23 protein-coding genes and 1 tRNA gene are annotated in these 23,957 nt (G+C 67.3%); 15 read left to right on the top strand and 9 right to left on the bottom strand.

The window, feature by feature from the left end; all coding sequences use genetic code 11:
- Positions 1–10 precede the first annotated feature (10 nt).
- The 11 genes from C9I47_RS17475 to C9I47_RS06520 all read left to right on the top strand — a co-directional run bounded on the left by C9I47_RS17475 (position 11) and on the right by C9I47_RS06520 (position 6,611).
- Positions 11–397 (top strand): hypothetical protein, encoded by a 387-nt coding sequence (locus tag C9I47_RS17475; protein ID WP_145985440.1) that lies wholly within the window; start codon positions 11–13, stop codon positions 395–397.
- Between the two features lie 1,718 nt (positions 398–2,115).
- Positions 2,116–2,451 carry a hypothetical protein gene (locus C9I47_RS17470; RefSeq protein WP_145985439.1) on the top strand — a complete coding sequence of 112 codons (336 nt, stop codon included), beginning with the start codon at positions 2,116–2,118 and terminating at the stop codon, positions 2,449–2,451.
- A 48-nt stretch (positions 2,452–2,499) separates the two neighbouring features.
- Positions 2,500–2,814 (top strand): hypothetical protein, encoded by a 315-nt coding sequence (locus C9I47_RS17465; protein WP_145985438.1) that lies wholly within the window; start codon positions 2,500–2,502, stop codon positions 2,812–2,814.
- An 82-nt stretch (positions 2,815–2,896) separates the two neighbouring features.
- Positions 2,897–3,265, top strand: a complete 369-nt coding sequence (locus C9I47_RS06555) for a GFA family protein (protein ID WP_111268002.1) — start codon at positions 2,897–2,899, stop codon at positions 3,263–3,265.
- Positions 3,266–3,331: 66 nt separating this feature from the next.
- Positions 3,332–3,721: a hypothetical protein gene (locus C9I47_RS06550; protein ID WP_111266036.1), complete on the top strand. Its 390-nt coding sequence runs from the start codon at positions 3,332–3,334 to the stop codon at positions 3,719–3,721.
- A gap of 98 nt (positions 3,722–3,819) precedes the next feature.
- The gene (locus C9I47_RS06545) at positions 3,820–4,092 is read left to right on the top strand and encodes a hypothetical protein (protein WP_111266035.1); all 273 of its coding nucleotides are present in this window, start codon (positions 3,820–3,822) and stop codon (positions 4,090–4,092) included.
- Positions 4,093–4,163: 71 nt separating this feature from the next.
- Positions 4,164–4,550 (top strand): hypothetical protein, encoded by a 387-nt coding sequence (locus C9I47_RS06540; RefSeq protein WP_111266034.1) that lies wholly within the window; start codon positions 4,164–4,166, stop codon positions 4,548–4,550.
- 53 nt (positions 4,551–4,603) lie between these two features.
- Entirely contained in the window at positions 4,604–5,206 is a 603-nt protein-coding gene (locus C9I47_RS06535; RefSeq protein WP_111266033.1) for a class I SAM-dependent methyltransferase, read from the top strand.
- A 61-nt stretch (positions 5,207–5,267) separates the two neighbouring features.
- On the top strand, positions 5,268–5,651 hold the full coding sequence (locus tag C9I47_RS06530) for a hypothetical protein (protein WP_111266032.1): 384 nt from the start codon (positions 5,268–5,270) through the stop codon (positions 5,649–5,651).
- Between the two features lie 73 nt (positions 5,652–5,724).
- Entirely contained in the window at positions 5,725–6,045 is a 321-nt protein-coding gene (locus C9I47_RS06525; protein ID WP_111266031.1) for a hypothetical protein, read from the top strand.
- A gap of 230 nt (positions 6,046–6,275) precedes the next feature.
- Positions 6,276–6,611, top strand: a complete 336-nt coding sequence (locus C9I47_RS06520; protein ID WP_111266030.1) for an antibiotic biosynthesis monooxygenase family protein — start codon at positions 6,276–6,278, stop codon at positions 6,609–6,611.
- Positions 6,612–6,716: 105 nt separating this feature from the next.
- On the opposite strand, the gene C9I47_RS06515 is transcribed toward C9I47_RS06520, so the two are convergent.
- From C9I47_RS06515 to murJ, 6 genes are all read right to left on the bottom strand, one after another.
- Positions 6,717–6,792: transfer RNA gene (locus C9I47_RS06515), tRNA-Thr, on the bottom strand.
- Positions 6,793–6,922: 130 nt separating this feature from the next.
- A complete protein-coding gene (ispH, locus tag C9I47_RS06510) occupies positions 6,923–7,873 on the bottom strand; it encodes a 4-hydroxy-3-methylbut-2-enyl diphosphate reductase (protein WP_111266029.1) in 951 nt (316 codons plus the stop codon).
- Between the two features lie 38 nt (positions 7,874–7,911).
- Positions 7,912–8,424 (bottom strand): signal peptidase II, encoded by a 513-nt coding sequence (lspA, locus tag C9I47_RS06505; RefSeq protein ID WP_111266028.1) that lies wholly within the window; start codon positions 8,422–8,424, stop codon positions 7,912–7,914.
- 13 nt (positions 8,425–8,437) lie between these two features.
- Positions 8,438–11,272, bottom strand: a complete 2,835-nt coding sequence (gene ileS, locus C9I47_RS06500; protein ID WP_111266027.1) for an isoleucine--tRNA ligase — start codon at positions 11,270–11,272, stop codon at positions 8,438–8,440.
- Positions 11,273–11,278: 6 nt separating this feature from the next.
- Positions 11,279–12,292, bottom strand: coding sequence for a bifunctional riboflavin kinase/FAD synthetase (locus tag C9I47_RS06495; RefSeq protein WP_111266026.1), 1,014 nt, complete (start codon positions 12,290–12,292; stop codon positions 11,279–11,281).
- 162 nt (positions 12,293–12,454) lie between these two features.
- Positions 12,455–14,104: a murein biosynthesis integral membrane protein MurJ gene (murJ, locus tag C9I47_RS06490; RefSeq protein ID WP_223250310.1), complete on the bottom strand. Its 1,650-nt coding sequence runs from the start codon at positions 14,102–14,104 to the stop codon at positions 12,455–12,457.
- 178 nt (positions 14,105–14,282) lie between these two features.
- Between murJ and rpsT the strand changes: the two genes are divergently transcribed.
- A complete protein-coding gene (gene rpsT, locus C9I47_RS06485) occupies positions 14,283–14,552 on the top strand; it encodes a 30S ribosomal protein S20 (RefSeq protein ID WP_111266024.1) in 270 nt (89 codons plus the stop codon).
- 469 nt (positions 14,553–15,021) lie between these two features.
- Here rpsT and cgtA read toward each other — a convergent pair whose 3' ends face one another.
- The 3 genes from cgtA to rplU all read right to left on the bottom strand — a co-directional run bounded on the left by cgtA (position 15,022) and on the right by rplU (position 16,842).
- Entirely contained in the window at positions 15,022–16,098 is a 1,077-nt protein-coding gene (cgtA, locus tag C9I47_RS06480; protein ID WP_111266023.1) for an Obg family GTPase CgtA, read from the bottom strand.
- A 159-nt stretch (positions 16,099–16,257) separates the two neighbouring features.
- Positions 16,258–16,518: a 50S ribosomal protein L27 gene (gene rpmA / locus C9I47_RS06475; protein WP_111266022.1), complete on the bottom strand. Its 261-nt coding sequence runs from the start codon at positions 16,516–16,518 to the stop codon at positions 16,258–16,260.
- Positions 16,519–16,530: 12 nt separating this feature from the next.
- Positions 16,531–16,842, bottom strand: a complete 312-nt coding sequence (rplU, locus tag C9I47_RS06470) for a 50S ribosomal protein L21 (protein ID WP_111266021.1) — start codon at positions 16,840–16,842, stop codon at positions 16,531–16,533.
- A 660-nt stretch (positions 16,843–17,502) separates the two neighbouring features.
- Between rplU and C9I47_RS06465 the strand changes: the two genes are divergently transcribed.
- From C9I47_RS06465 to uvrA, 3 genes are all read left to right on the top strand, one after another.
- Positions 17,503–19,581, top strand: a complete 2,079-nt coding sequence (locus C9I47_RS06465) for a S8 family peptidase (RefSeq protein ID WP_223250309.1) — start codon at positions 17,503–17,505, stop codon at positions 19,579–19,581.
- 102 nt (positions 19,582–19,683) lie between these two features.
- Positions 19,684–20,619: an OmpA family protein gene (locus tag C9I47_RS06460; protein WP_145985437.1), complete on the top strand. Its 936-nt coding sequence runs from the start codon at positions 19,684–19,686 to the stop codon at positions 20,617–20,619.
- Between the two features lie 208 nt (positions 20,620–20,827).
- The gene (uvrA, locus tag C9I47_RS06455; protein WP_111266018.1) at positions 20,828–23,758 is read left to right on the top strand and encodes an excinuclease ABC subunit UvrA; all 2,931 of its coding nucleotides are present in this window, start codon (positions 20,828–20,830) and stop codon (positions 23,756–23,758) included.
- Positions 23,759–23,957 lie beyond the last annotated feature (199 nt).

Here is a 23,957-nt window from a genome sequence, read left to right as displayed (position 1 = left end):
GTGACTCGACTTGATTCAAGCTCTGGATGGCATGCCAATCACTCTTGCAGGCGTTAAATCGCTTCTCGATACTGAAATTGCTCGAATTACCCAGCCGGATCTCGCCATGCGGATCAGAGAGCTGCTCGTGCCCATACGCTGCGAGCAAGTTGGCTGGGACTATGGCGCCTCCGGTCAAACGTATCCTTGCTGGATCGTCGCCCATGATCCAGAGACAAATCTTACGTTTTCATATTCAGAGCATGGCTTTGGCCCCTCTTATCCCTGGGGCATGTTCTGGCCGGGCCCTGAGCAATCCATGGGCATGGACAACTGTTGGTATCTTTCGCTTGAGGACGTCGTCCGCGAGTCTGTTGCATGGCACGGTGAGAGTCCACCGGGCTACGAGTTTGGATAATGCCGAATAACTCATTCAATCCGAAGCCGCTTCGCGAAGCGGTATAAGTCCAGCGCCAAGCCCCCGGGGACGCCACATGAGATGGATGCGGATCGCGAAGCTGTCGGCAGCCTTGGCAGTACTGGCAACTGTTGCCATAGGTGCTCTTCCGGCTTTGCATTGGGTCAAGACGGAACTCCGCAGCAGGGCCGAGAGACCCGATCCCGTCATTGCTACGCCTGACGAAACGCGCGCCATACTGGGCGTCGTACTCGAACGCATGAAGTTCGTTGGAGTGCCTCCACCACCGCCCGGGCCAGGTAGATCTCCCCACCCCCAGCCAGAGCGCATCCTCATCCTCGCAGATCAGTCCCTCTGCTTTGGCGAAGCCCGAAGACCGGACTGCGTGTCACAGTCAGCGGAGCGCTTGCTGAGCCCCGAGCTCGATACGTTTGCCCGGCGAAAGCTCCACGCAGAGCTGGTAGCGGCCAACCAAGCCCGCCGTCAACTTGATCTGTCAGGCATTCCTGGCACACAGGTGGTGCGTTCCAGCGAGATCCAACGGATACTTGCGGATGGGTGGTGGGACGACTTCTACGAAAGACATCCCGGCACCTCCGGCTTTGCCCAGATCAGTCAACCTGTCCTTACCAGAGACCGAAAGCGAGCCTTGATCTATGTGGCACACCACTGCGACGGCCTGTGTGGTACTGGCACAATCCACTTGCTCGTTCGCGCAGGTTCCAGCTGGCGGGTTGCCAAAGAGAAAATACTGTGGATCAGTTGAGGCCAGGCAGTTCATTCAAGCCGAGCCTGCTTCGCGGCCAGGTTTAACTCAGTCGTCAGGCAGCACAATGATGCATCCCACCCTCTGCCCAAATTGCGGCAACCACTGCATGAACTTCTGGTCCAAGGTTGCACTCGGTCCCGCTCGCAAGAGGAAGTGCCAGTCCTGCGGGAGCATGGTGGGCGTCCCATGGCTGCAAAGCTCCCTTCATCTGCTGACGATGGGGCTCATCCCTCTCTTCATCTGCCTGCTAGCCATTACCGTCCTTGATTCATCAGGCTGGCTATCGTGGGCGCTACCTGTAGGCGGCATACTCGCTGGCAGCACATTGGAGCTGTGGTTGTACTATCGCTTTGTCCCGTTGGTGGCGCGTGCCGCCTGACACTTCATTCAAACCGGCGCTGCTTCGCGTATCGGATCAGTTCTGACATCAGGCCCGCACATGGATCGTCGTTATCGAAGAAGGTTGCAGGTCTACTGGGCTCGCGCAGAAGCTTGTGAACGTCGAAAAATCGACCGTCTCGATCTGACGAGTTGGTTCGACCACTGGCATACTCATGTGGATTGGTGGGGCCGGGGTAACACCCATCCAGAGAACGTCCCAGAGATTGCAGCCGCTACGGTTCGACTGCTTCAGTACTTGGAGATGCTCGCCAAGTATCGTTCGGAGCCTATCCAGCTTTGGGCAACCCTATGCGGCAACACCATGGACAATGCGGTGTAAGCTCATTCACAGAACCCCAATGGGTCCACCTACCCATATGATTTCCCTATGGTTACCTGGGACCCACCTGTTCCGGATTGGGTGGCAACTTCTGTCCAAAGTGACACCCACCAAATTGGCGTGGCCAGATACGATGACACGGTTGTTTACGTTGTTCGGAAGCGGGCCTAACAGTTCATTCAGGCCGAGCCCGTTCCGCAGATCGGATCAGTTAAGACGTCAGGCATTATGAACAGCGCTTTTGATAGCATTCAGTGGAAAGAGCCTTGGCGAACCATCCAGTTCGCAGTTGAGGCCCAGCACATCCAGAATCAGCAGGAAAGTGAAATTTCCAGCCAGCACCCACTTTTCAGAATGGAGGCGAGAGCTGTTGGCCGGAGAGTTGACAACGATGATGTGGCAGCCGTCTTGAAGGATGGAACGTATGTCAACGTGCACTTGATCTGGGGCTCTGCACCGGAAGCATTTCCTGCAGAGTACCCGCACTGGTTTCCTTATGGCAGTTTGGAACAGTTCATTCGCGCAATGAAAGCTGACTCTGCAGACTATCGCGATGGCCCCTAGCAGCTCACTCAAGCCAACGTCGCTTGTCGGCTCGGCTTAGGGCTGCACATGAGCAATCCGTATCAGCCAGCAAAGGCAGCACTCCCCACAACACGGCGATCCTGGCGTCTTGCTCATTCGCTGACAGCCTTTGTTTCAGGCCTTGCGGTTCCGCCATTAACCATCTTTCTGACAGCTCGCCTGCTCGCTCCCGACGTTCCGTTGGCCAGGGGCAACTCAACATTTTGGGGTTCAGCGATCTTAGGCAGCATGCTGGCCGCTGCTGCCGTCTATAAACATAAGCGTATTCCGCTGTGGCTAGCTGCCATTACAGGTCCTGCCATCGTGCTTATGCTCATCTTGGCGCACGCGCTGTGGGCATAGGCATTGAGGGCAGCCCAATAGATCATTCAAGCCGAACCTGCTTCGCGGGTCGGCTCAAGCGTTGAGGCGCGACATAAAGATCATGCAGACCGTCAAAGGCACCTGTCATTGCAAAGCCGTTGAATTCGAGGTTGACCTGATCAACGGCCACGAGAACATTCGCCGTTGCAACTGCTCCATCTGCAGCCGCAAGGGCGCGATCATGGCAGGGGTAACGCTCGACCGGCTTCGCGTCACCCGTGGCCAGGACAAGCTCAGCCTCTATCAGTGGAACACCCGGATCGCCAAACACTACTTCTGCAGTGTCTGCGGGATCTACACGCATCACCAACGTCGCAGCGTGCCTACCGAGTACGGCTACAATCTGGCCTGCATCGAGGGGATCGACCTTGCGGAGATCGGCCCAATCGGTGCCAGCAACGGCGCGAACCAGACGCTGGTTGCGCCATAGCTGCTCATTCAAGCCGTGAGGCAGCTTCCCGGTCAGGCTTAGCTCACGCGTCAGGCGATTGTATCCGTGACCATGCTCAAAGCCCGAATCATCGTGCTCCTCTCGGGACTTGTTCTCCCGTATGCCGCGCGTCTCCCGCGGGGTTCCGAGTGGCTCCACCAATACACCGACCAGGCTCCCATGGCATGGCTCTTCCTTGGCGCCTGTAACGCTGTCGCATGGAGTGCCATCCTGGCGGTCAGCTTTCTGTACCGGCGACCGTCATCGCTCCTCGCACCGTCCTTGCCGGGATTCGGCTTCCTTGCTTGGGCGCACTACTCGCTGGATCTGGCAGCAGATGCACAAGCTGCTATCGCCCTCATCTTCATCCCGGTCTTCGCGCTTGCCCCCATCCTGGTTGGAGCGGCAATCGGTTACTTGATTGATCGCCGGGCGGGCTCCCAGGGCGTCGCCTGACAGTTCGTTCAATGCGACTCCGCTTCGCCGACCCGCCCACTCAGGTTTCCAGGCAAACCCGGGCTGTACTGACTCGAACATAGGACTCCCTGCCCCCCATGAAGGCCAAATTCCTGCCGGTTGCTGCGTTCGCCCTGGCCGTGACCTTGTTCTTCTACCCGATCAGGTTTGCCATCGCTTTCGAGCTTCTTGGAAGTCCGGTCCGCTCGTCCGAGGACGGCTGGCTGGGCCCAACGCCTCGCGATGCGGGCGCCTGCGTTGTGGATATCGGCAAGATCAACGCATGGGAGTGCGAGGACACGTCCCTGTTTTTCCGGCACCAGCATGGTTGCGAGCTCTGGCTCTGGTTCTTCGGCTACAGTGACGGCTGACGGTTCTTTCATGCCGACGCCGCTGTTCGGCGCGGCCCGACTACCGCGTTGAGGATCATCGGAACACAGCTATGAGCCCGGAGATAACCGCAGGCCTGTTCGGCATCATCGGCGTACTGGTTGGAGGCCTGGTCGCCTGGTGGCTTCAGAAGGACCGGTCTTCGACCGACTTCAGGATCGCGCTGGAGGCGATCAAGACCGAGCACATGGCCGAGACGACCGCCAGGCATTTCCTCAGCCACCAGGGCTACACCGACCGCTCATTCGAGCTGCTGAGCGAGCGCCTCGGCGGTTTCGAGGAAGACGAGCTGAGAAGGATCCTGGTCCGCGCCGGTGCCATCCGCTATATCCGCAAGGACGGCAGCGAGTTCTGGCGCCTGCTCTCCAGGGAGCCCGAGGCCATCGCCAGGGCCCGGGCCCGAAGCGAGTCGTCCGAGCCTTTCGATGACGACATCTGACGATCCATTCGAGCCGACGCCGCTCCGCTGCGCGACCTGACCCGGACGCCCCCATGACGCCATCGCAAACCGCCGCCACCTACGACAGGATCGCCCAGCATTGGGACCACGCCGGCTTCGATCACTCCAATGGCATGGCCCAGCATGAACGCGCGCTTGCGTTCGTATCAGCGCGCGGCTCGGCGCTGGACGTGGGTTGCGGCAGCAGCGGGCGCATCGTGTCCCTGCTGTTGCAGAAAGGCTTCCGGGTCGAGGCGCTCGACCTGTCCCCCGAGATGCTGCGTCGCGCGAAGCGGCATCACCCCGATGTCACCTTCCATCGCGCCGACATCTGCACGTGGGAGATCGACGAGCCCTTCGACTTCATCTCCGCCTGGGACAGCATCTGGCACGTGCCGCTGGGACACCAGGCCGCGGTGGTCGACAAGCTGTGCCGCGGGCTTTCCAGCGGCGGTGTCCTGATCTTCTCGTCCGGCGGCGTGTACGCTCCGGATGAAGTCACTGGAACCTGCTTCGGGCAAGCGCTCTATCACGCTTCGCCCGGGATTCCCGCACTGCTGCGGACAATCGAGGACGCCGGCTGCCATTGCCGTCACCTCGAGTTCGATGCGGGACCCGACGACAAGCATGTCTACTTCATTGTGCAGCGGCCCTGATGTTCGACCGGGCACAGGCACGGCGCGATACATGGCGAGATGACCGGGTACTGGACACCAAGTGGAGACATGCTTTCGCATCCTCGGCGCGCTGCATCTGATGTACGGCGCAGTCCTCTTCGGCATCCTCGTCGATGCCTTGAAGGAGGACTCCGGCATTGAACTCCCACGCGCCCAATGGGGCATCAAGGCGGTCCTGCTGCTGGCGGAAGTGTCGTTGCTGCTCATCTGCGGCTGCGCTGCACTCCTCTTGGAACCGAGCGCCTTCGCCTATGCGCTCCTTGCGCTCGTAGCCTGCTTCCTGATCGCGTGCTCCGACACCGTTGCCCTTCGCGGACCACGCGCCCTTGTCGACCTCCCGCCCGGGTTCTATCTTCATGTGACGATCCGGGGCGTCGCCGCGTCGGCCTTGTTTGTTCTCGCTCCCGCTGCGACGGGAACCTAGGTGCCCGCGCGCGCCCCAGGCCGCTTCACCGTTTTTCGGACCCCGCAGGCACGATTCGGGCATTGGAACCCGTATGAAACGTCATCGAACCCCTCAAGAGAAGAAGGCCCTGAGTCTCGAACGCGATCGGCGCAACGTCGTCGCCGAGAGCCAATGGGGAGGCCGCGACGCGATCGCCAGACGCAAGCAATGGGTCAACCAGTCCCATCGCAAGGCCGTGCACCAGGAGCTTTCGGCGCTCTCCGGCCACCTGCCGGCCGATCCCGAGGCCGTGGAATCCGCGGTGGCGTCCTCCAAGCGCCATCACTGGCGCAAGACGCCGGACATCCCGCTTGGCGAGGCGCTTCTGCTGCGACGCTCCCGGAGCGCCACGGGCGACGGCAGCGATGCCTGAAAGGTCCTCAAGTCGCGCCCTTCGAACACGCTGACCCAACAGACAGCGGGAACGCATCACCGGCCATCCGGGCCGTGGCCTTTGAGTGCCCAGGCGACGGGCCAACACGTGCATCACCTGTTGGCGCATTACCCGTTGGCCCAGGCGGTTCTCGCCTTGCGGTCCCAAACCCGTCCGATTCCGGCACCATGCACCTCCACCAGAACGCATCTGCACCGGACCCATCGCATATGACCAACCCGCAACTCGCCTTCTGCGCCCTCTACCGGTGGCGCCTGCATCCCGGCACCGAGGCGTCCTTCGTCCGCGCATGGTCTCGCGTCACCCAGTTGCTGAAGGCCGAGCGCGGCTCGCTGGGGTCGCGCCTGCATCGAGGCCCGGACGACATCTGGTACAGCTACACCCAATGGCCCTCCGCCGAGGCGAAGGCCGAGGGGCTGGCGCAGCCGTCGGTGGACCCGGAGGCCTGGCAGCAGATGCGGGACGCCATCGCCGAGCGCCTGCCGGAGATCATCCTCGAACCGGTGGCGGACTACCTGGCGCCATTGCCCAACGACGGCGATTGAGCGCCCATTCGCGCGAGCTGCCACCACCCGCCCAACAAAAAACCCCGCGAGCGCGGGGTCTTCTGCGAGGCGCCGCTCCGTGCGGGCACGGGCGGAACCGTCGATTGGTGCCGGAGATAGGAATCGAACCTACGACCCCATCATTACGAATGACGTGCTCTACCAACTGAGCTACTCCGGCGGGAGCCTTGGCCGCCACCGCGTCGGGGACGCGACAGGCGAGCACAGGGAGGTGGATTCTAGGGCGCCGGGGAGTGGCGGTCAATTCGCGGCCCCGGCCAGGTCGGCCGGCACCGCAATCGACCGGCCATTCAGTCGACCAGCTGCAGGCGCAGCTCCTTCGGCAGCGCGAACACCATGCTTTCCGGCTCGCCGTCCAGCTCGTTGACGTGGCCCGCGCCCAGTTCGCGCAGCCGCTCGATCACACCGCGCACCAGCACTTCCGGCGCCGAGGCACCGGCAGTCACTCCGATCCGCTCGCACCCGCGCACCCATTCCGGGTCGATCTCGATCGCGCCGTCGATCAGGTAGGCGCGGGTGCCCTCGCGTTCGGCCAGCTCGCGCAGGCGGTTGGAATTGGAGCTGTTGACCGAGCCCACGACCAGGACCAGGTCGCAGCGGGCCGCCAGCTCGCGCACCGCGTCCTGGCGGTTCTGGGTCGCGTAGCAGATGTCGTCGTTCTTCGGGCCCTGGATCGCCGGGAAGCGCCGCCGCAGGGCCTCGATCACGACCTTGGTGTCGTCGACCGACAGCGTGGTCTGGGTGGTGTAGGCCAGGTTCTCCGGCTGCCCCACCTGCAGTGCCGCGACATCCTCGATGTCCTCGACCAGGTAGATGCGTCCCTCGCCCGCCTCGCGCTGCCACTGGCCCATCGTGCCTTCGACCTCGGGATGGCCGGCGTGGCCGATCAGGACCACGTCGCGGCCGGCGCGGCAATGGCGGGCGACCTCGAAGTGGACCTTGGTCACCAGCGGACAGGTCGCGTCGAACACCTTCAGGTCGCGTCGTTCGGCCTCGGTGCGCACCGCCTGGGAGACGCCGTGGGCGCTGAAGATCACGGTCGCGCCGTCGGGCACCTCGTCCAGCTCCTCGACGAAGATCGCGCCGCGGTGACGCAGGTCGTCGACCACGAAGCGGTTGTGGACCACCTCGTGACGGACGTAGATCGGCGCGCCCAGCGTCTCCAGCGCACGCTTGACGATCTCGATCGCGCGGTCGACACCGGCACAGAAACCACGGGGATTGGCGAGCAGGACATCCATGGGGCGATTCTACTCCTCGGCGGGCCGGCGGGGTGGCCTCAGCCCTCCCCGGCCGCCTCCCGCGCCTTGTGCCCGAACACGCCCATCAGGGCGATGCCGACCGCGCCGGCGACGATCGCCGAATCGGCAATGTTGAACGCGGGCCAGTACCAGTCGCGCCAGTACCACTGGATGAAGTCGACCACGTGCCCGTGCATCAGGCGGTCGATCACGTTGCCGATCGCACCGCCGATCACCAGCGCATACGGCAGCGCGGTGCGCCAGTCGCGGCGCGGCGTATGCGACAGCCACCAGCCGAGCAGGCCGCTGATCGCGACCGCCAGGACCAGGAAGAAATACTTCTGCCAGCCTCCGGCGTCGCTGAGGAAGCTGAAGGCGGCGCCGGTGTTGTAGGTGCGGTACCAGTTCCAGAAGCCGTCGATCACCGGGATCGCGGTGTACTCCGGCAACGAGGTCAACACCCACCACTTGGTCAGCTGGTCGAGCGCGATCACCAGCACCGAAACCAGCAGCCAGGCAAGCGCATTGGGGGACGGACGGGAAGCGGTCATCGGCATCGTGTCCTCAGAACCACTGCCGCTGTTCGCCGCTGCCGTCAATGTTGCTGACGCAGCGCCCGCACAGCTGCGGATGCGCCGGATCGCTGCCGACGTCGGCGCGATGGTGCCAGCAACGCACGCACTTGGGCTTGTCGGTCGCCGCCGCCTTCACCCCGTTGCCACCGGCAACCACGCTGACGTCGCCGCTGATGAACAGGAACCGCAGCTCGTCGGCCAGCGGCGCCAGCCAGGCCTGCTCGTCGTCGCCGACCGCGAGGGTGACCTCGGCATCCAGCGCCGCGCCGATCTCGCCGGCCGCGCGCATCGGCTCCAGCACCGCGCTGACCTGCTCGCGCAACTCCAGCAGGCGGTCGAAGCGGGCCGCCGACAGCGGCGCGTCGGCCGGCATCGGCGCCAGCCCCTCGTACCAGGTCGCGAACAGCACATTGTCCAGGCGCGCACCGTCGGCCGGCGTCGGCAGGTAGCCCCACAACTCGTCGGCGGTGAAGCTCAGCACCGGCGCGATCCAGCGCACGAAGGCTTCGATGATGCGGAACATCGCGCTCTGCGCCGAACGGCGGCCGCGCGAATCCTCCTGCATGGTGTACAGGCGGTCCTTGGTGATGTCGAGATAGACCGAGCCCAGGTCGACGCTGCAGAAGTTCAGCAGCGCCTGCACGATCTCGGCGAAGTCGTAGCGCGCGTAGGCGGCCTTGATCTTCTCCTGCACCTCCCAGGCGCGATGCACGATCCAGCGGTCCAGCGCGACCATGTCGTCCAGCGCGCGCAGGTCGCGGGCCGGCTCGAAGCCGTGCAGGTTGGACAGCAGGAAGCGCGCGGTGTTGCGGATGCGGCGGTAGGCGTCGGCGTTGCGCTTGAGGATCTCCTGCGACAGCGACATCTCGTTGCTGTAGTCGGCCGAGGCGATCCACAGGCGCAGGATGTCCGCGCCCAGGGTCTTCATGATGTCCTGCGGCTCGATGCCGTTGCCGAGCGACTTGGACATCTTGCGGCCCTTCTCGTCGACGGTGAAGCCGTGGGTCAGGCACTGGCGGTACGGCGCCGCCTTGTCCATCGCCACGCCGGTCAGCAGCGAGGACTGGAACCAGCCGCGGTGCTGGTCGGAGCCTTCCAGGTACAGGTCGGCCGGCTTGCCGAAGCCGCGCTCGACCAGCACCGCCTCGTGGGTAACGCCGGAGTCGAACCAGACGTCGAGGATGTCGGTGATCTTCTCGTAGTCGGCCGCCTCCTCGCCCAGCAGCTCGGCCGCGTCCAGGGTGTACCAGACGTCGACGCCGCCCTGCTCGACCCGCTCGGCGACCGCGCGCATCAGCTCGCTGCTGCGCGGATGCGGCTCGCCGCTTTGCCGGTGCACGAACAGCGCGATCGGCACGCCCCAGGTGCGCTGGCGCGAGATCGTCCAGTCCGGACGCCCCTCGACCATGCCGGCGATGCGCGCCTCGCCCCACTTCGGGAACCAGCCGACGTTCTTGATCGCCGCCAGCGCGTCGTCGCGCAGATTGGCCTGCTCCATCGAGATGAACCACTGCGGGGTCGCGCGGAACGCGATCGGCGTCTTGTGGCGCCAGCAATGCGGATAGCTGTGCTCCAGCCTGGCGAACGCCAGCAGCGCGCCGCTCGCGCGCAGCGCCTCGACGATGGCGTCGTTGGCCTTCCAGATGTGCTGGCCGGCCAGCTCGGTGTCGCCGGCCGGCGGGGTGCCGGGCAGATAGACGCCGCGCCCGTCGACCGGGTTCAGCACGGCCGCGTCGTACTTCTCGATCAGACCGTAGCGACGGGCGGCGGCATAGTCCTCCTGGCCGTGGCCGGGCGCGGTATGGACCGCGCCGGTGCCGTCCTCGGCGGACACGTGGTCGCCGAGGATCAGCGGGATGTCGCGGGTCGCGTAGAACGGATGCGCGAGGACCAGGTTCTCCAGCGCGGCGCCGGCGACGCGGCCGTGCACGACCGGCGCATCGACGCCGTAGCGCGCCAGCGCGGCCGCGGCCAGCGCGTCGGCCAGCACCAGCCAGCGGCGGCGGCCGTCGTGGGCCGGGCCTTCGACCAGGGCGTATTCCAGTTCGGGACCGACCGAGACCGCCAGCGAGGCCGGCAGCGTCCACGGAGTGGTGGTCCAGATCGGCACCGCGACCTCGACCCCCTCCGGCAGCGCGACGCCGAACGCCCGCGCGATCGCCTGCGGATCGCGCGCCGCATAGGCGACGTCGATCGCCGGCGAGACCTTGTCCTGGTATTCGATCTCGGCCTCGGCCAGCGCCGAGCCGCAGTCGAAGCACCAGTGCACCGGCTTGACGCCGCGGGTCAGGTGGCCGTTGTCGATGATCCGCGCCAGCGCGCGCATCTCGTTGGCCTCGAAATGGAAGTCGAGGGTCAGGTAGGGGTTGTCCCAGTCGCCGATCACGCCCAGACGCTTGAAATCGCGGCGCTGGACGTCGATCTGCGACCGCGCGTACTCGCGGCACTTCTGGCGGAACTCGACCGCGTCGAGCTTGACCCCGACCTTGCCATGCTTCTTCTCGATCGCGATCTCGATCGGCAGGCCGTGGCAGTCCCAGCCCGGCACGTACGGCGCATCGAAGCCGGCCATGCACTTCGACTTGACGATGATGTCCTTGAGGATCTTGTTGACCGCGTGGCCGAGGTGGATCGCGCCGTTGGCGTACGGCGGACCGTCGTGCAGCACGAACCGCGGGCGTCCGGCCGCGTGCTCGCGCAGACGCGCGTACAGGCCTTCGGATTCCCAGCGCTCCAGGGTCCCGGGCTCGCGCCGGGGCAGGTCGCCGCGCATCGGGAAGTCGGTGGCGGGCAGATTCAGGGTGGCTTTGTAGTCCTGGCTCACGGCGGTCTATTCGAAGGAAGGCTCTGTGTGGGAGGTCCGCTCGGGCACGCGCGGGGGGTCGTTGCGGGGCGAGCGGTCAAGCACCGCGCGCGCCTGTTCGGCGTCGCGGTCCATCTGCGCGACCAGGGCCGGCAGGTCGTCGAACTTTTCCTCGTCGCGCAGCTTGGCGACGAACTCGACCTCGATCCGGCGCCCGTACAGGTCGCCCTCGAAATCGAACAGATGGGCTTCCAGCAGCGGCTCCACGCCGTCGACGGTCGGGCGGGTGCCGAGACTGGAAACCGAGGGCATCGGCGCATCGCCGACGCCGTGCACCCAGGTCGCGTGGATGCCCGACAGCGCCGGGGTCCGGCCGCCGAAGCGGATGTTGGCGGTCGGATAGCCGAGCGTGCGGCCCAGCTGCCGTCCGCGCACCACCCGCCCGCCGATCGCGTACGGGCGACCGAGCATCCGCGCGGCGGCGTCGAACGCACCGTCCTGCAGGGCGGCGCGGATGCGGGTGCTGGAGACCCGTTCGCCGTCCAGCATCACCGGCTCGATCTCGCCGGCGACGAAGCCGTGGCGGCGGCCCAGTCGGTGCAGCAGGTCGATGTCTCCGGCACGGGCCTTGCCGAAACGGAAGCCGGGGCCGACCCAGACCTCGCATGCGCGCAGGTGCTCGACCAGCACGCGTTCGACGAAGCTTTCCGCATCCAGGCCGCTCAGGCGCGCGTTGAAACGCAGCAGGCCGACCTGGTCGGCGCCCAGCCCGAGCAGGCCCTCGACCTTGGCCCGCGGCGACAGCAGCCGTGGCGGCGGCGCCTGCGGCGCAAAGAACTCGCGGGGCAGCGGCTCGAAGCTCAACGCCACCGCCTGCAACCCGACGGTGGTGCCGACGCCGGCAATCGCCCGCGAACGCGCGACAGCGTGGCGCACCAGAGCCCGATGGCCCAGGTGAAGGCCATCGAAGGCGCCGATGCAGACCACACTGCCGTGCGGACACCGGGGCCCGCCATCGACGTCACGGAACAGCCTGCTCATAGAACCGGGCAGTATATAGGTCGCCCGGAAAAACTGCCTTCCTGGACATCCCGGCACCGGCGGCTGCGCCCCGCGTCCGGACTGGCCTACCCGCGTCAGGCGCCTGCGGGCCCGACCGGGACTCCGCCGGCCCGCGCCGGACCGCCCGCCCGCGCCCGACGCTCAGTGGCGCAGATGGCGCGGCCGCAGCCCGAGCAGCAACAGTGTCGCCCCATAGGCGCCGCCGCCGGCGGCCACCGTCGCCAGCAGCCACAACCATCGCGACCCCATCGGCAACGCGCCCCAGGCGCCGACGTGCTCGCGGATCGCCACCACCACGACCGTCATCGCCAGCAGCGCCGCCGCGATCCGCCCCAGCCAGCGGCCCCAGCCCGGCTCGGGCGTGTACAGGCCCTGCCGGCGCAGGTAACGCCACAGCAGGGCCGCGTTCAGGATTCCGGCCAGCGCGGTCGCCGCGGCAATGCCGACATGGGCCTCGGCCACGCCCAGCATCCACAACGGGGTCACCAGCAGCACCGTCAGCAGGACGTTCGCCACCACCGTGATCAGCGCCGCGCGCATCGGCGTGCGGGTGTCCTGGCGGGCATAGAAGGCCGGCAGCAGCACCTTGCTGAGCATGAAGGTCGGGATGCCCACGCTCATCGCGGTCAGGGCGATGCCGACCATCCGCGAATCTTCGGCGGTGAACGCACGGCGCTGGAACAACGAGGCGGTCAGCGGTTCGGCCAGCAGGGCCAGCCCCAGCGCCGCCGGGATGCCGATCAGCAGCACGATGCGCAGCCCCCAGTCCAGCGACTTCGAATAGCCGGCCTCGTCCTTGGCGGCGTGGTGGCGCGACAGCTGCGGCAGGATCACGGTGCCGATCGCCACCCCGAACAGCCCCAGCGGCAGCTCGGTCAGGCGGTCGGAGTAGTACAGCCAGGACTGCGCGGCAGGCACCAGCAGCGCCGCGAACATCGTGCCGACCAGCACGTTGATCTGGGCGACCGAGGAGGAGAACACCGTCGGCAGCATCAGCCGGCCGACCCGGCGCACGCCCTCGTGGCGGAAGTCGAAACGCAGCCGCGGGCGCAGCCCCAGCCGCCCCATCGCCGGCCACAGCACCAGCACCTGCAGGATGCCGGCGGCCAGCACACCCCAGGCCATCGACGCTTCCGGCACCTCCAGGCGTCCGGCCAGCAGCAGCATGGCCGCGATCATCGCCAGGTTGTGCAGGACCGGAGTCAGCGCCGGCAGGCCGAAGTGGCGGAAGCTGTTCAGCACCCCACCGGCCAGCGCGGTCATCGAGATGAACACCAGGTACGGGAAGGTGATCCGCAGCATCTGCGCGGCCAGCGGCACGGTCTCGGTGCCCGGCGGCGCCAGCGCCAGGAACAGCTGCGCCACCCACGGCGCCGCCAGCATGCCCAGACCGCTGACCACCACCACCGCCGCGAACAGCGCGCCGGCGACGTGATCGAGCACCTCCTGCAGCGCCTTCTGGTCGCCCTTTTCCTTCAGCTCCGACAACACCGGGACGAAGGCGGAGGAGAACGAGCCCTCGGCGAAGATACGCCGCAGGTAGTTCGGGATCCGGTAGGCGACGACGAAGGCGCTCATTCCCGGCCCGGCGCCGAACAGGCTCGCGGTCACCGCGTCGCGCACGTAGCCGGCGATACGGGAGACGAAGGTCATCAGGCTGAATACGGCGGTCGAGCGCAGCATCCCGCGCCCACCCCGGCCCTTGCCCGGCCCCGGCGCCGCGCCGGAAGGCATCCCGGGCTGGCCCGGCGCGGCCGGCGCATGCGCCCGCTGAACGGTGTTGTCAGACAAACAAATTCCTCCGGCTGCCGCTGTTGACGCAAGCCACTGAATTGACCATAATTTCCTGTCTACTTGCCTGGATCAAGTCCTACCCGCTTCGGAACCGCCCGGTTCCCGATGCAGGGGCAGCGAACCAGCCAAGTTCCTCTTTACCAGTTCCGACCTCAAAATATTCCAGGATTCCGCCGTGGCTAACATCAAGTCCGCCAAGAAGCGCGCCAAGCAGACCGTCGTGCGCAATGCCCGTAACGCCAGCCAGCGTTCGATGCTGCGCACCTACGTCAAGAAGGTGCTCAAGGCCCTGGGCGAGAACGACGCCGCCGGCGCCGAGACCGCCTTCAAGGCCGCCCAACCGATCCTCGACCGCTACAGCTCGCGCGGTCTGATCCACAAGAACAAGGCCGCCCGCCACAAGAGCCGCCTGAACGCCCGCATCAAGGCGCTCAAGGCCGCCTGAGGCAGCCCACCCTGCGTCCGGGGCACCCGCCCCGGCCCGCAAGCGAAAAAGCCGGCACCCGCCGGCTTTTTTGTTGCCCGGGCCGCAGCGCCCACGGTCGAACAGGAGCGGCGTAAGCCGCGATGGGCTCCCACCAAGGCCTTCGCAGCTTACGCCGCTCCTACAAAACACAGGACGCAGCCCACCGAATCGCGCAACGGCGGGGCCCAAGGCTTGCGCGGCAAACCTTGGGGATTCCCGGGCGCAGCCCGGGGATCGCGGCTCACGCCGCTCCTACAGGACGGGGATCGCTTTCGTAGGAGCTGCGCAAGCTGCGACCGGGCCTTCCCATGAAGGCCGCCGCTCCTACAGGGGAAGGCCTCCGCATCTGTAGGAGCTGCGTAAGCTGCGACGGGCTTTCCCATGAAGGCCATCGCGGCCACGCCGCTCCTGCGGATACCGCCCGGCGCCGGCCAGCAACGCCAAGAACTCAGTCGGCGCGCGCGCCCTGAGCCGCCGCCTCGGCCGCGGCTTCGGCCGCCTCCTCGGCCTGACGGTCGAAGAACGCCATCACGTCGAGCATCACCGGCCAGGTGCCTTCGCGGCTGATCGCCGACACCTTGTACCAGCGGCCCTTCCAGCCCAGCTCGTCGATGATCGCCTGGGCGGCCTCCGCCTGCTCCTCCTCCAGCAGCAGGTCGGCCTTGTTGAGGATCAACCAGCGCGGCTTGTTCAGCAGCTCCGGGTCGTGCTTGCCGAGTTCGTGCTCGATCGCCCGCACCTGCTCGGCCGGGCTGACGCCCTCCACACCGCCTTCCATCGGCGCCATGTCGACCAGGTGCAGCAGCAGGCGGGTGCGCTGCAGGTGGCGCAGGAACTGCGCGCCGAGGCCGGCGCCATCGGCCGCACCCTCGATCAGACCCGGGATGTCGGCGATCACGAAGCTGCGGTGCGCCTCGACGCTGACCACGCCCAGATTCGGGTACAGGGTGGTGAACGGATAGTCGGCGACCTTGGGCGTCGCCGCCGAGACCGCGCGGATCAGGGTGCTCTTGCCGGCATTCGGGAAGCCCAGCAGACCGACGTCGGCCAGCAGCTTCAACTCCAGCTTCAGCACCCGCTCCTCGCCCGGCAGGCCCGGCAGCGCCTTGCGAGGCGCACGATTGACCGAGCTCTTGAAGTGCATGTTGCCCAGCCCGCCCTTGCCGCCCTTGGCGACCAGCAGGCGGTCGCCGTGACGGGTCATGTCGCCGATGACCTCATCGGTCTCGACGTTGGTGATCACGGTACCGACCGGCACGGTGATGACGGTGTCCTCGCCGGCCTTGCCGTACATCTGCCGGCCCATGCCGTTCTCGCCGCGCTGGGCGCGGAAGCTCTTCTGGTGGCGGAAGTCGACCAGGGTATTGAGGTTCTCGGAGGCCTCCAGCCAGACGCTGCCGCCGTCGCCGCCATCGCCGCCATCGGGGCCGCCGAGCGGGATGAACTTCTCGCGGCGGAAACCGACGCAGCCATTGCCGCCGTTGCCTGCGATGACCTGGATTTCAGCTTCGTCGACGAGTTTCATGGTGGGGAACCGGTTGGGGGCACGTGATTCCTGGCGGGGCGCCCGGCGATTCTAGCCGGCGCCACGACAGCGGCCGCGCGATTTTCGCGGCCTGTAAACGAAAGGCCCCGCCGGAGCGGGGCCTTGGTGGCATCGGCGCGTGGCGCCGGCTGCCGGCGCTTACTCGGCAGCGACGACGCTGACGGTACGGCGCTTCTTCGGGCCCTTGGTCGAGAACTCGACCTTGCCGTCGACCAGCGCGAACAGCGTGTGGTCGCGACCCAGGCCAACGCCGCTGCCCGGATGGAACTGGGTGCCGCGCTGACGGACGATGATGTTGCCGGCCTCAATCGCCTGGCCGCCGTAGATCTTGACGCCCAGGTACTTCGGGTTGGAGTCGCGGCCGTTGCGGGTGGAGCCTACGCCCTTTTTATGTGCCATGACTGCTTCTCCTTACTTGCCGGCGATGCCGGTGATTTCGATTTCGGTGTAATGCTGACGGTGGCCCATCTGCTTGCGGTGGTGCTTGCGGCGACGGAACTTCACGATGCGCACCTTGTCGGCGCGGCCGTGGCCGACGACCTTGGCGGTGACGGTGGCGCCCTTGACCTCGTCGCCGACCTTCACGCCCTCGCCATCGCCCAGCATCAGGACGTTGTCCAGCTTGATCTCGCTGCCGGCTTCGGCTTCGAGCAGCTCGACGCGCAGGGTCTCGCCCTGCATCACGCGGTACTGCTTACCGCCGGTGACTACTACTGCGTACATGACCAGATTCCTCTGTAGTTATTTTGGTCGCTGTTGTCCGGATCGGACAGACAGGAGCGGAATTGTAACCGCCCGCCGTTGCCCACGCAAACACGCCCCCGGACGGGCGCCGCGACGCCGGACCCGAACCAGGACTTTGCCGAGTCTGGCGCCAAGCATGGGCTCGCGAAAAAGCGGGATGGATTGTCAAAAATCGGACACACCCCCCTTGTAAGCGACAACGATTTTCATTTAGGTTCGAGTCATCTGCGGCGACAGGGACCGCGGAAACCGGCAAGGAATGCCGCGCCAGCCCGGTGCCGGCACGCCCCAAACAAGGCACCCCGATTGAGCCAGGACGCTCTCCCCCACCCGATCCGCGTCTGCTCCCGTGTCCGTGAACGCCACGGCCGCGCCCGCGCGTGCTCGTCGATCCCGGCCGTCCCTTGCCCCGCCACCGCGCCGACCGGCGCGCGGCGCCACTGCTCCCGTCACCCCGCACCCGCGGCCCGGCCCACCATGCCGGAGTCCGCGGAACGAAGTTGCGCCTGCGTGCCATGACGGCAGGGGCGCGACCGGACCCGACGTGACCAAGGGGATACGTCGGGAAGATGGACTGCAATCGAAGGACTGTTTCCCATGTCAAAATCGAAGAAGACGGGCTCCACTCGCAACAGGAACGTGAGGTGGAGCGCCCTTGCCATCGCCACCGCCATCGTGGTCGCCCCCGCGGCCTATTCCGGCGGCAAGTTGAATGGCTTCAAGCCGCCGAGTTCGGCCGCGGCGGCCACCGCGACCGCCCGGGCGGCCAGCGAATCGGTGGACCGTTTCATCGTCACCTATCGCCAGGATCCGACCCTGCGGGCATCCACCACCGCCGCATCCCGCGTCCAGGGGTTGGCCACCGCCGCCCGTGACGCCGGCATCGGCATCGAGCCGCTGCGCACGCTGGCGACCGGGGACGCGGTGATCCGCACCGATCGCAAGCTCGACCGTGCGGCCAGCAAGGCGCTGATGATCGCGCTGATGAAGGACCCGAACGTGCTGACGGTCGAGCCCGACCGCAAGCTGACCCGCCAGTTCGTGCCCAACGACCCCGCCTACCCCCAGCAGTGGCACTACCAGTCCGGCAACGGCGGCATCAACGCCGAGGGCGCCTGGGACCTGAGCACCGGCGACGGCGTGGTGGTCGCGGTTCTGGACACCGGCAGCACCCCCCACGTCGACCTGGCCGGCAGCTACGTCGCCGGCTACGACTTCATCGACGACCTCGACACCGCCGTCGACGGCGACGGCCGCGACGCCGACCCGAACGATCCGGGCGACTGGCACAGCGGCGAGTGCAACATCTTCGGCATTCCCGAGGACAGCAGCTGGCACGGCACCCACGTCGCCGGCACCATCGCCGCGGCCACCGACAACGGCATCGGCGTGGCCGGCGTCGCCCACGGTGCCAAGGTGCAGCCGGTGCGCGTGCTCGGCAAGTGCGGCGGCTACATCTCCGACATCGCCGACGCGATCACCTGGGCTTCCGGCGGCACCGTTTCCGGCGTGCCCGACAACGCCACTCCGGCCGAGGTCATCAACCTCAGCCTCGGCGGCGGCGGCGCCTGTTCGGCGGCGATGCAGAGCGCGATCGACGGCGCGGTCGGCCGCGGCACGTCCGTGGTCGTCGCGGCCGGCAACAGCAGCTCCGACGCGTCGGGCTTCACCCCGGCCAACTGCGACAACGTGATCGCGGTGGCGGCCACCGGCCCGGACTACCAGTTCGCCAGCGGCTACTCGAACTTCGGCGACACCGTCGACGTCGCCGCGCCGGGCGGCACCGGCGCCACGCCGGCCGAGGACAACATCCTGTCGACCCTCAACAGCGGTGCGACCACCCAGGAGGACGACGTCTACGCCTGGTATGCCGGCACCTCGATGGCGGCACCGCACGTGGCCGGCACCGTCGCGCTGATGCAGGCGGCGGCACCGATGCCCAAGACCCCGGCCGAGATCGAGGAGATCCTGGTCAACACCGCCTATGCCGCCACCGGCTTCCCGGTCGGCTGCAGCTACAGCAAGAGCTGCGGTTCGGGCGTGATCGACGCCCAGTACGCGGTCTCGGTCGCTTCCGGCGCCGAGCCGCTGCCCGACGCTCCGCCGCCGCCGCCGCCGCCGCCGCCGGCCACCCCGCTGGAGAACGGCGTCACCGTGACCGACATCGAGGTCGAGGCCGACGGCACCGTGCGTTACGAGCTGCAGGTGCCCAACGGCGCTTCCAACCTGCTGTTCGCGATGTACGGCGGCACCGGCGATGCCGACATCTACGTGCGTCACGGCGACGAGCCGACCGATACGGCCTACGACTGCCGCCCGTTCTCGGCCGGCAACAACGAGACCTGCTTCTTCCCGGCGCCGGAAGGCGGCACCTGGTACGTGACGATCAAGGGCTTCAGCAATGCCGCCGGCATCTCGCTGTACCCCAGCTTCGTCGATGCCGGCTGGCCGCGTGCGCTGGAGGCCGAGGCCGCCCAGCTCAACAACCACCGCACCCGCGTGCACCTGCAGTGGACCCACGGCGCCAAGTACGTGGACATCTACCGCAACGGCGCGATCCTGAAGACCGTGCGCAATCGCAGGCTCAGCACCACGGACACCTTCCGGATCATCGGCAGCGGCACGATGAGCTACAAGGTCTGCAACAACGGCACCCAGGAATGCTCCGACCCGGTGTCGATCGACTACGCCTCGCAGAAGCGCAGGTCGAAGCAGTAAGCCGTTCGCGGCACATGCATCGGGGGCCCCGTCCGGGGCTCCCGATCCCGGCGGCCGCTCCCCCGCGGCCGCCTTCCACCGCCACCGACACGGAAACCGCGAATGTCCGCAAGCACGTCCCGCTTTTCTCTCCCCGGCACCCCCTCCCCATTCCACCGGCGACCGGCGCGATGGCTGGCGCTGGTCCCGCTGGCGCTGGCGCTGGCCAGCGGCTGCAGCCGCGAAGCCGCCCCCGTCGCCAACGCGCAGGATGACCCGATGAGCGACGCGGTGTCCGCCGCCGCGCCCGCCGAAGCCGCCTTCGACAGTCGCCTGAGCATCGTCGACAACAACGGCATGCTGCGCTTCGACGGCACCGTCGACAGCGACGCCGCGCGCAAGACCATCACTGAGGCGATCGGCGCCGCCTATGCCTCCGACCGGGTCAGCGGCGGGGTCACCGTCGATGGCAACGCCCGTCCGGCGCCCTGGCTGCACGGCCTGGCGCCGTTCCTGGCCGGGTTCAAGGCGCCTGGCGCGGCGATCAGCTTCCGGGCCGACACGATCGAGCTTTCCGGCCAGGTTTCCGCCGATCAGCGCGGCCGGCTCGAAACCCTGGCCCGCACCCACTTTCCCGGCCTGAGGCTGAGCGGCCTGTTCGCCGGCCAGGACGGCGACGCCGACCCCGCCATTGCCGCGCTGGCGGCCCTGCACCCGCAATCGCCGGCCCACGGCGTCGAATCGGCGCTGAACAAGATGGCGATCGGCTTCGAACAGGGCAGCGCCAAGATCGCCCCGGCCAGCCTCGCGGTGATCGCCCAGGCCGGCCAGACGCTGGCGTCGATGCCGGCCGACCGCCGGGTCGAGATCGCCGGCCACGCCGCGGCCAGCGGCGACCCCGACGCCGACGCATTGCTGTCGCGCCGGCGCGCCGAGGCGGTGAAGGTCCAGCTGATCGTCAATGGCGTCAACCCGGGCATGATCGAGACCCTCGCCAGCGATGGCGGTGCCGCGACCGGCACGCAGGCGGACCAGGTGACATTCAGGGTGCTGAACTGAGCACTCCGGCGCCGCGACACCGGCCGTGCGCCGGTCGGCCGCGGCCGCTTCCCTGCTGACACCGTGCTGGCAGCAGCCGGCCCGCTCTGGCGTGGCCGGTATTTGCCCCCATATCGGGCAACCGATACGCTCGTCGGCTTACCGCCGCGAGCCGCCCCCGTAGTACGGCGGCGAGCCCCCCACGACCAGCGCAGGGCCCCCACCCCACATGGACACCATCCGCATCCGCGGCGCGCGGACGCACAATCTCAAGAACATCGATCTCGACCTGCCGCGCGACAAGCTGATCGTGATCACCGGCCTGTCGGGTTCGGGCAAGTCCTCGCTCGCGTTCGACACCGTCTACGCCGAGGGCCAGCGCCGCTACGTCGAGTCGCTGTCGGCCTATGCGCGGCAGTTCCTGTCGGTGATGGAGAAGCCCGACGTCGACCATATCGAGGGCCTGTCGCCGGCGATCTCGATCGAACAGAAGTCGACCTCGCACAACCCGCGCTCGACCGTCGGCACGATCACCGAGATCTACGACTACCTGCGCCTGCTGTACGCGCGCGTCGGCACCCCGCGCTGCCCCGACCACCACTACCCGCTGGAGGCGCAGACCGTCAGCCAGATGGTCGACCAGGTGATCGCGCTGTCCGCCAGGCCCGACACCGCCGAGCAACGCTACATGCTGCTGGCTCCGGTGATCCGCGAGCGCAAGGGCGAGCACGCCCAGGTGTTCGAACAGCTGCGCGCGCAGGGCTACGTGCGCGTGCGCGTCGACGGCGAGGTCCACGAGATCGACGCGGTGCCGACCCTGGCGCTGCGGCAGAAGCACACCATCGAGGCGGTGGTCGACCGCTTCCGTCCGCGCGAGGACATGAAGCAGCGCCTGGCCGAGTCGTTCGAGACCGCGCTCAAGCTCGGCGACGGCATGGCCTCGGTGATGTCGCTGGACCAGGCCGACGCAGAACCGCTGCTGTTCTCCTCGCGCTACAGCTGCCCGGTCTGCGACTACGCGCTGCCCGAGCTGGAGCCGCGGCTGTTCTCGTTCAACTCGCCGGTCGGCGCCTGCCAGCACTGCGACGGCCTCGGCGTGGCGCAGTTCTTCGACCCGGGGCGGGTGGTGGTGCACCCCGAACTGGCGCTGTCCGCCGGCGCGGTGCGCGGCTGGGACCGCCGCAACGCCTACTACTTCCAGATGATCCAGTCGCTGGCGCGGCACTACGACTTCGACGTCGACACGCCGTGGCAGGCCCTGTCCGAGGACGTGCGCCAGGCGGTGCTGTACGGCAGCGGCGAGGAACAGATCACCTTCACCTACCTGACCGACGGCGGCAGCCGCAACCAGCGCAAGCACCGCTTCGAGGGCATCATTCCCAACCTCGAGCGCCGCTACCGCGAGACCGAGTCGGCGGCGGTGCGCGAGGAGCTGTCCAAGTACATCAGCGAGCGCCCCTGCCCCGAGTGCGGTGGCGCCCGCCTCAACCGCGCCGCCCGCAACGTGTTCGTCGACGAACGGCCACTGCCGGACATCGTGGTGATGCCGGTCGACGAGGCGCTGGCCTTCTTCCAGGCGATGCGCCTGCCGGGCTGGCGAGGCGAGATCGCGGTCAAGATCGTCAAGGAGATCGCCGACCGCCTGCGCTTCCTGGTCGATGTCGGCCTCGACTATCTGACCCTGGAGCGCAAGGCCGACTCGCTGTCCGGCGGCGAGGCCCAGCGCATCCGCCTGGCCAGCCAGATCGGCGCCGGCCTGGTCGGGGTGATGTACGTGCTCGACGAACCCTCCATCGGCCTGCACCAGCGCGACAACGAGCGCCTGCTCGGCACCCTGACCCGACTGCGCGACCTCGGCAACACGGTGATCGTGGTCGAGCACGACGAAGACGCGATCCGCCTGGCCGACCATGTCGTCGACATCGGTCCCGGCGCCGGCGTGCATGGCGGCGAAGTGGTCGCCCAGGGACAACTCGATGACGTGCTCAAGGCGCCACGTTCGCTGACCGGCCAGTACCTGAGCGGACGCAAGCGGATCGAAGTGCCGAGCAAGCGCACCAGACCCAATCCCAAGGCGACCCTGCACCTGCGCGGCGCGCGCGGCAACAACCTCAAGAACGTCGATCTGGACATCCCGGCCGGGCTGCTGACCTGCGTCACCGGCGTGTCCGGCTCCGGCAAGTCGACCCTGATCAACGACACCCTGTACGTGATCGCCGCCAACGAGCTCAACGGCGCCTCGCAGACCGCCGCGCCGTACGCCTCGGTCGACAACATCGACCTGTTCGACAAGGTCGTCGACATCGACCAGTCGCCGATCGGCCGCACCCCGCGCTCCAATCCGGCCACCTACACCGGCCTGTTCACCCCGCTGCGCGAACTGTTCGCGCAGGTGCCGGAGTCGCGGGCGCGCGGCTACGCGGCCGGACGCTTCAGCTTCAACGTCCGCGGCGGCCGCTGCGAGGCCTGCCAGGGCGACGGCCTGATCAAGGTCGAGATGCACTTCCTGCCCGACGTGTACGTGCCCTGCGACGTCTGCGGCGGCAAGCGCTACAACCGCGAGACGCTGGAGATCCTCTACAAGGGCTACTCGATCCACGACGTGCTGGAGATGACCGTCGAGGACGCGCTGGGGCTGTTCGAGAACATCCCGGCGATCGCGCGCAAGCTCGAGACCCTGGTCGACGTCGGCCTGAGCTACATCAAGCTCGGCCAGAGCGCGACCACCCTGTCCGGCGGCGAAGCCCAGCGCGTGAAGCTGTCTAAGGAACTGTCGCGGCGCGATACCGGGCGCACCCTCTACATCCTCGACGAACCGACCACCGGCCTGCATTTCCACGACATCGAGCACCTGCTGAGCGTGCTGCACCGCCTGCGCGACGACGGCAACACGGTGGTGGTGATCGAGCACAACCTCGACGTGATCAAGACCGCCGACTGGATCGTCGACCTCGGCCCCGAGGGCGGCCATCGCGGCGGCACCATACTCGCCACCGGCACGCCCGAGGACATCGCGGCGCTGGAGCATTCGCATACCGGCCGCTTCCTCGCCCCGCTGCTGGGCAAGCCCGCGGCCAGTTCCAAGGGCGGAAAGGCGGGGGCACGCAAGACCGCGCCGCGCAAGACCGCCGCCAAGAAGAGCAAGAAAGCCAACGCATGAGCACCCAGAACAAGGCAGGCGCCGCCAGCGACGCCGACACCGGAAGCGCCGCCTCGCCCGAGGCCGGCGACAGCGCCCGCAAGCCGCGCAAGACCGCCGCGCGCAAGCGCACGACCGCGGCGAAGAAACGCCCGGCGAAGAAGAAGACCGCACCGGCACCAGCACCGGCCCAGGCCGCGGACGGCGGCGATGGCGTCGG

The organism is Marilutibacter maris, from assembly GCF_003233695.1.
GTDB classification, from domain to species: Bacteria; Pseudomonadota; Gammaproteobacteria; order Xanthomonadales; family Xanthomonadaceae; genus Marilutibacter; species Marilutibacter maris.
Note: the sequence above shows the minus strand (reverse complement) of the source record. Positions and strands in the feature narration are given on the sequence as shown.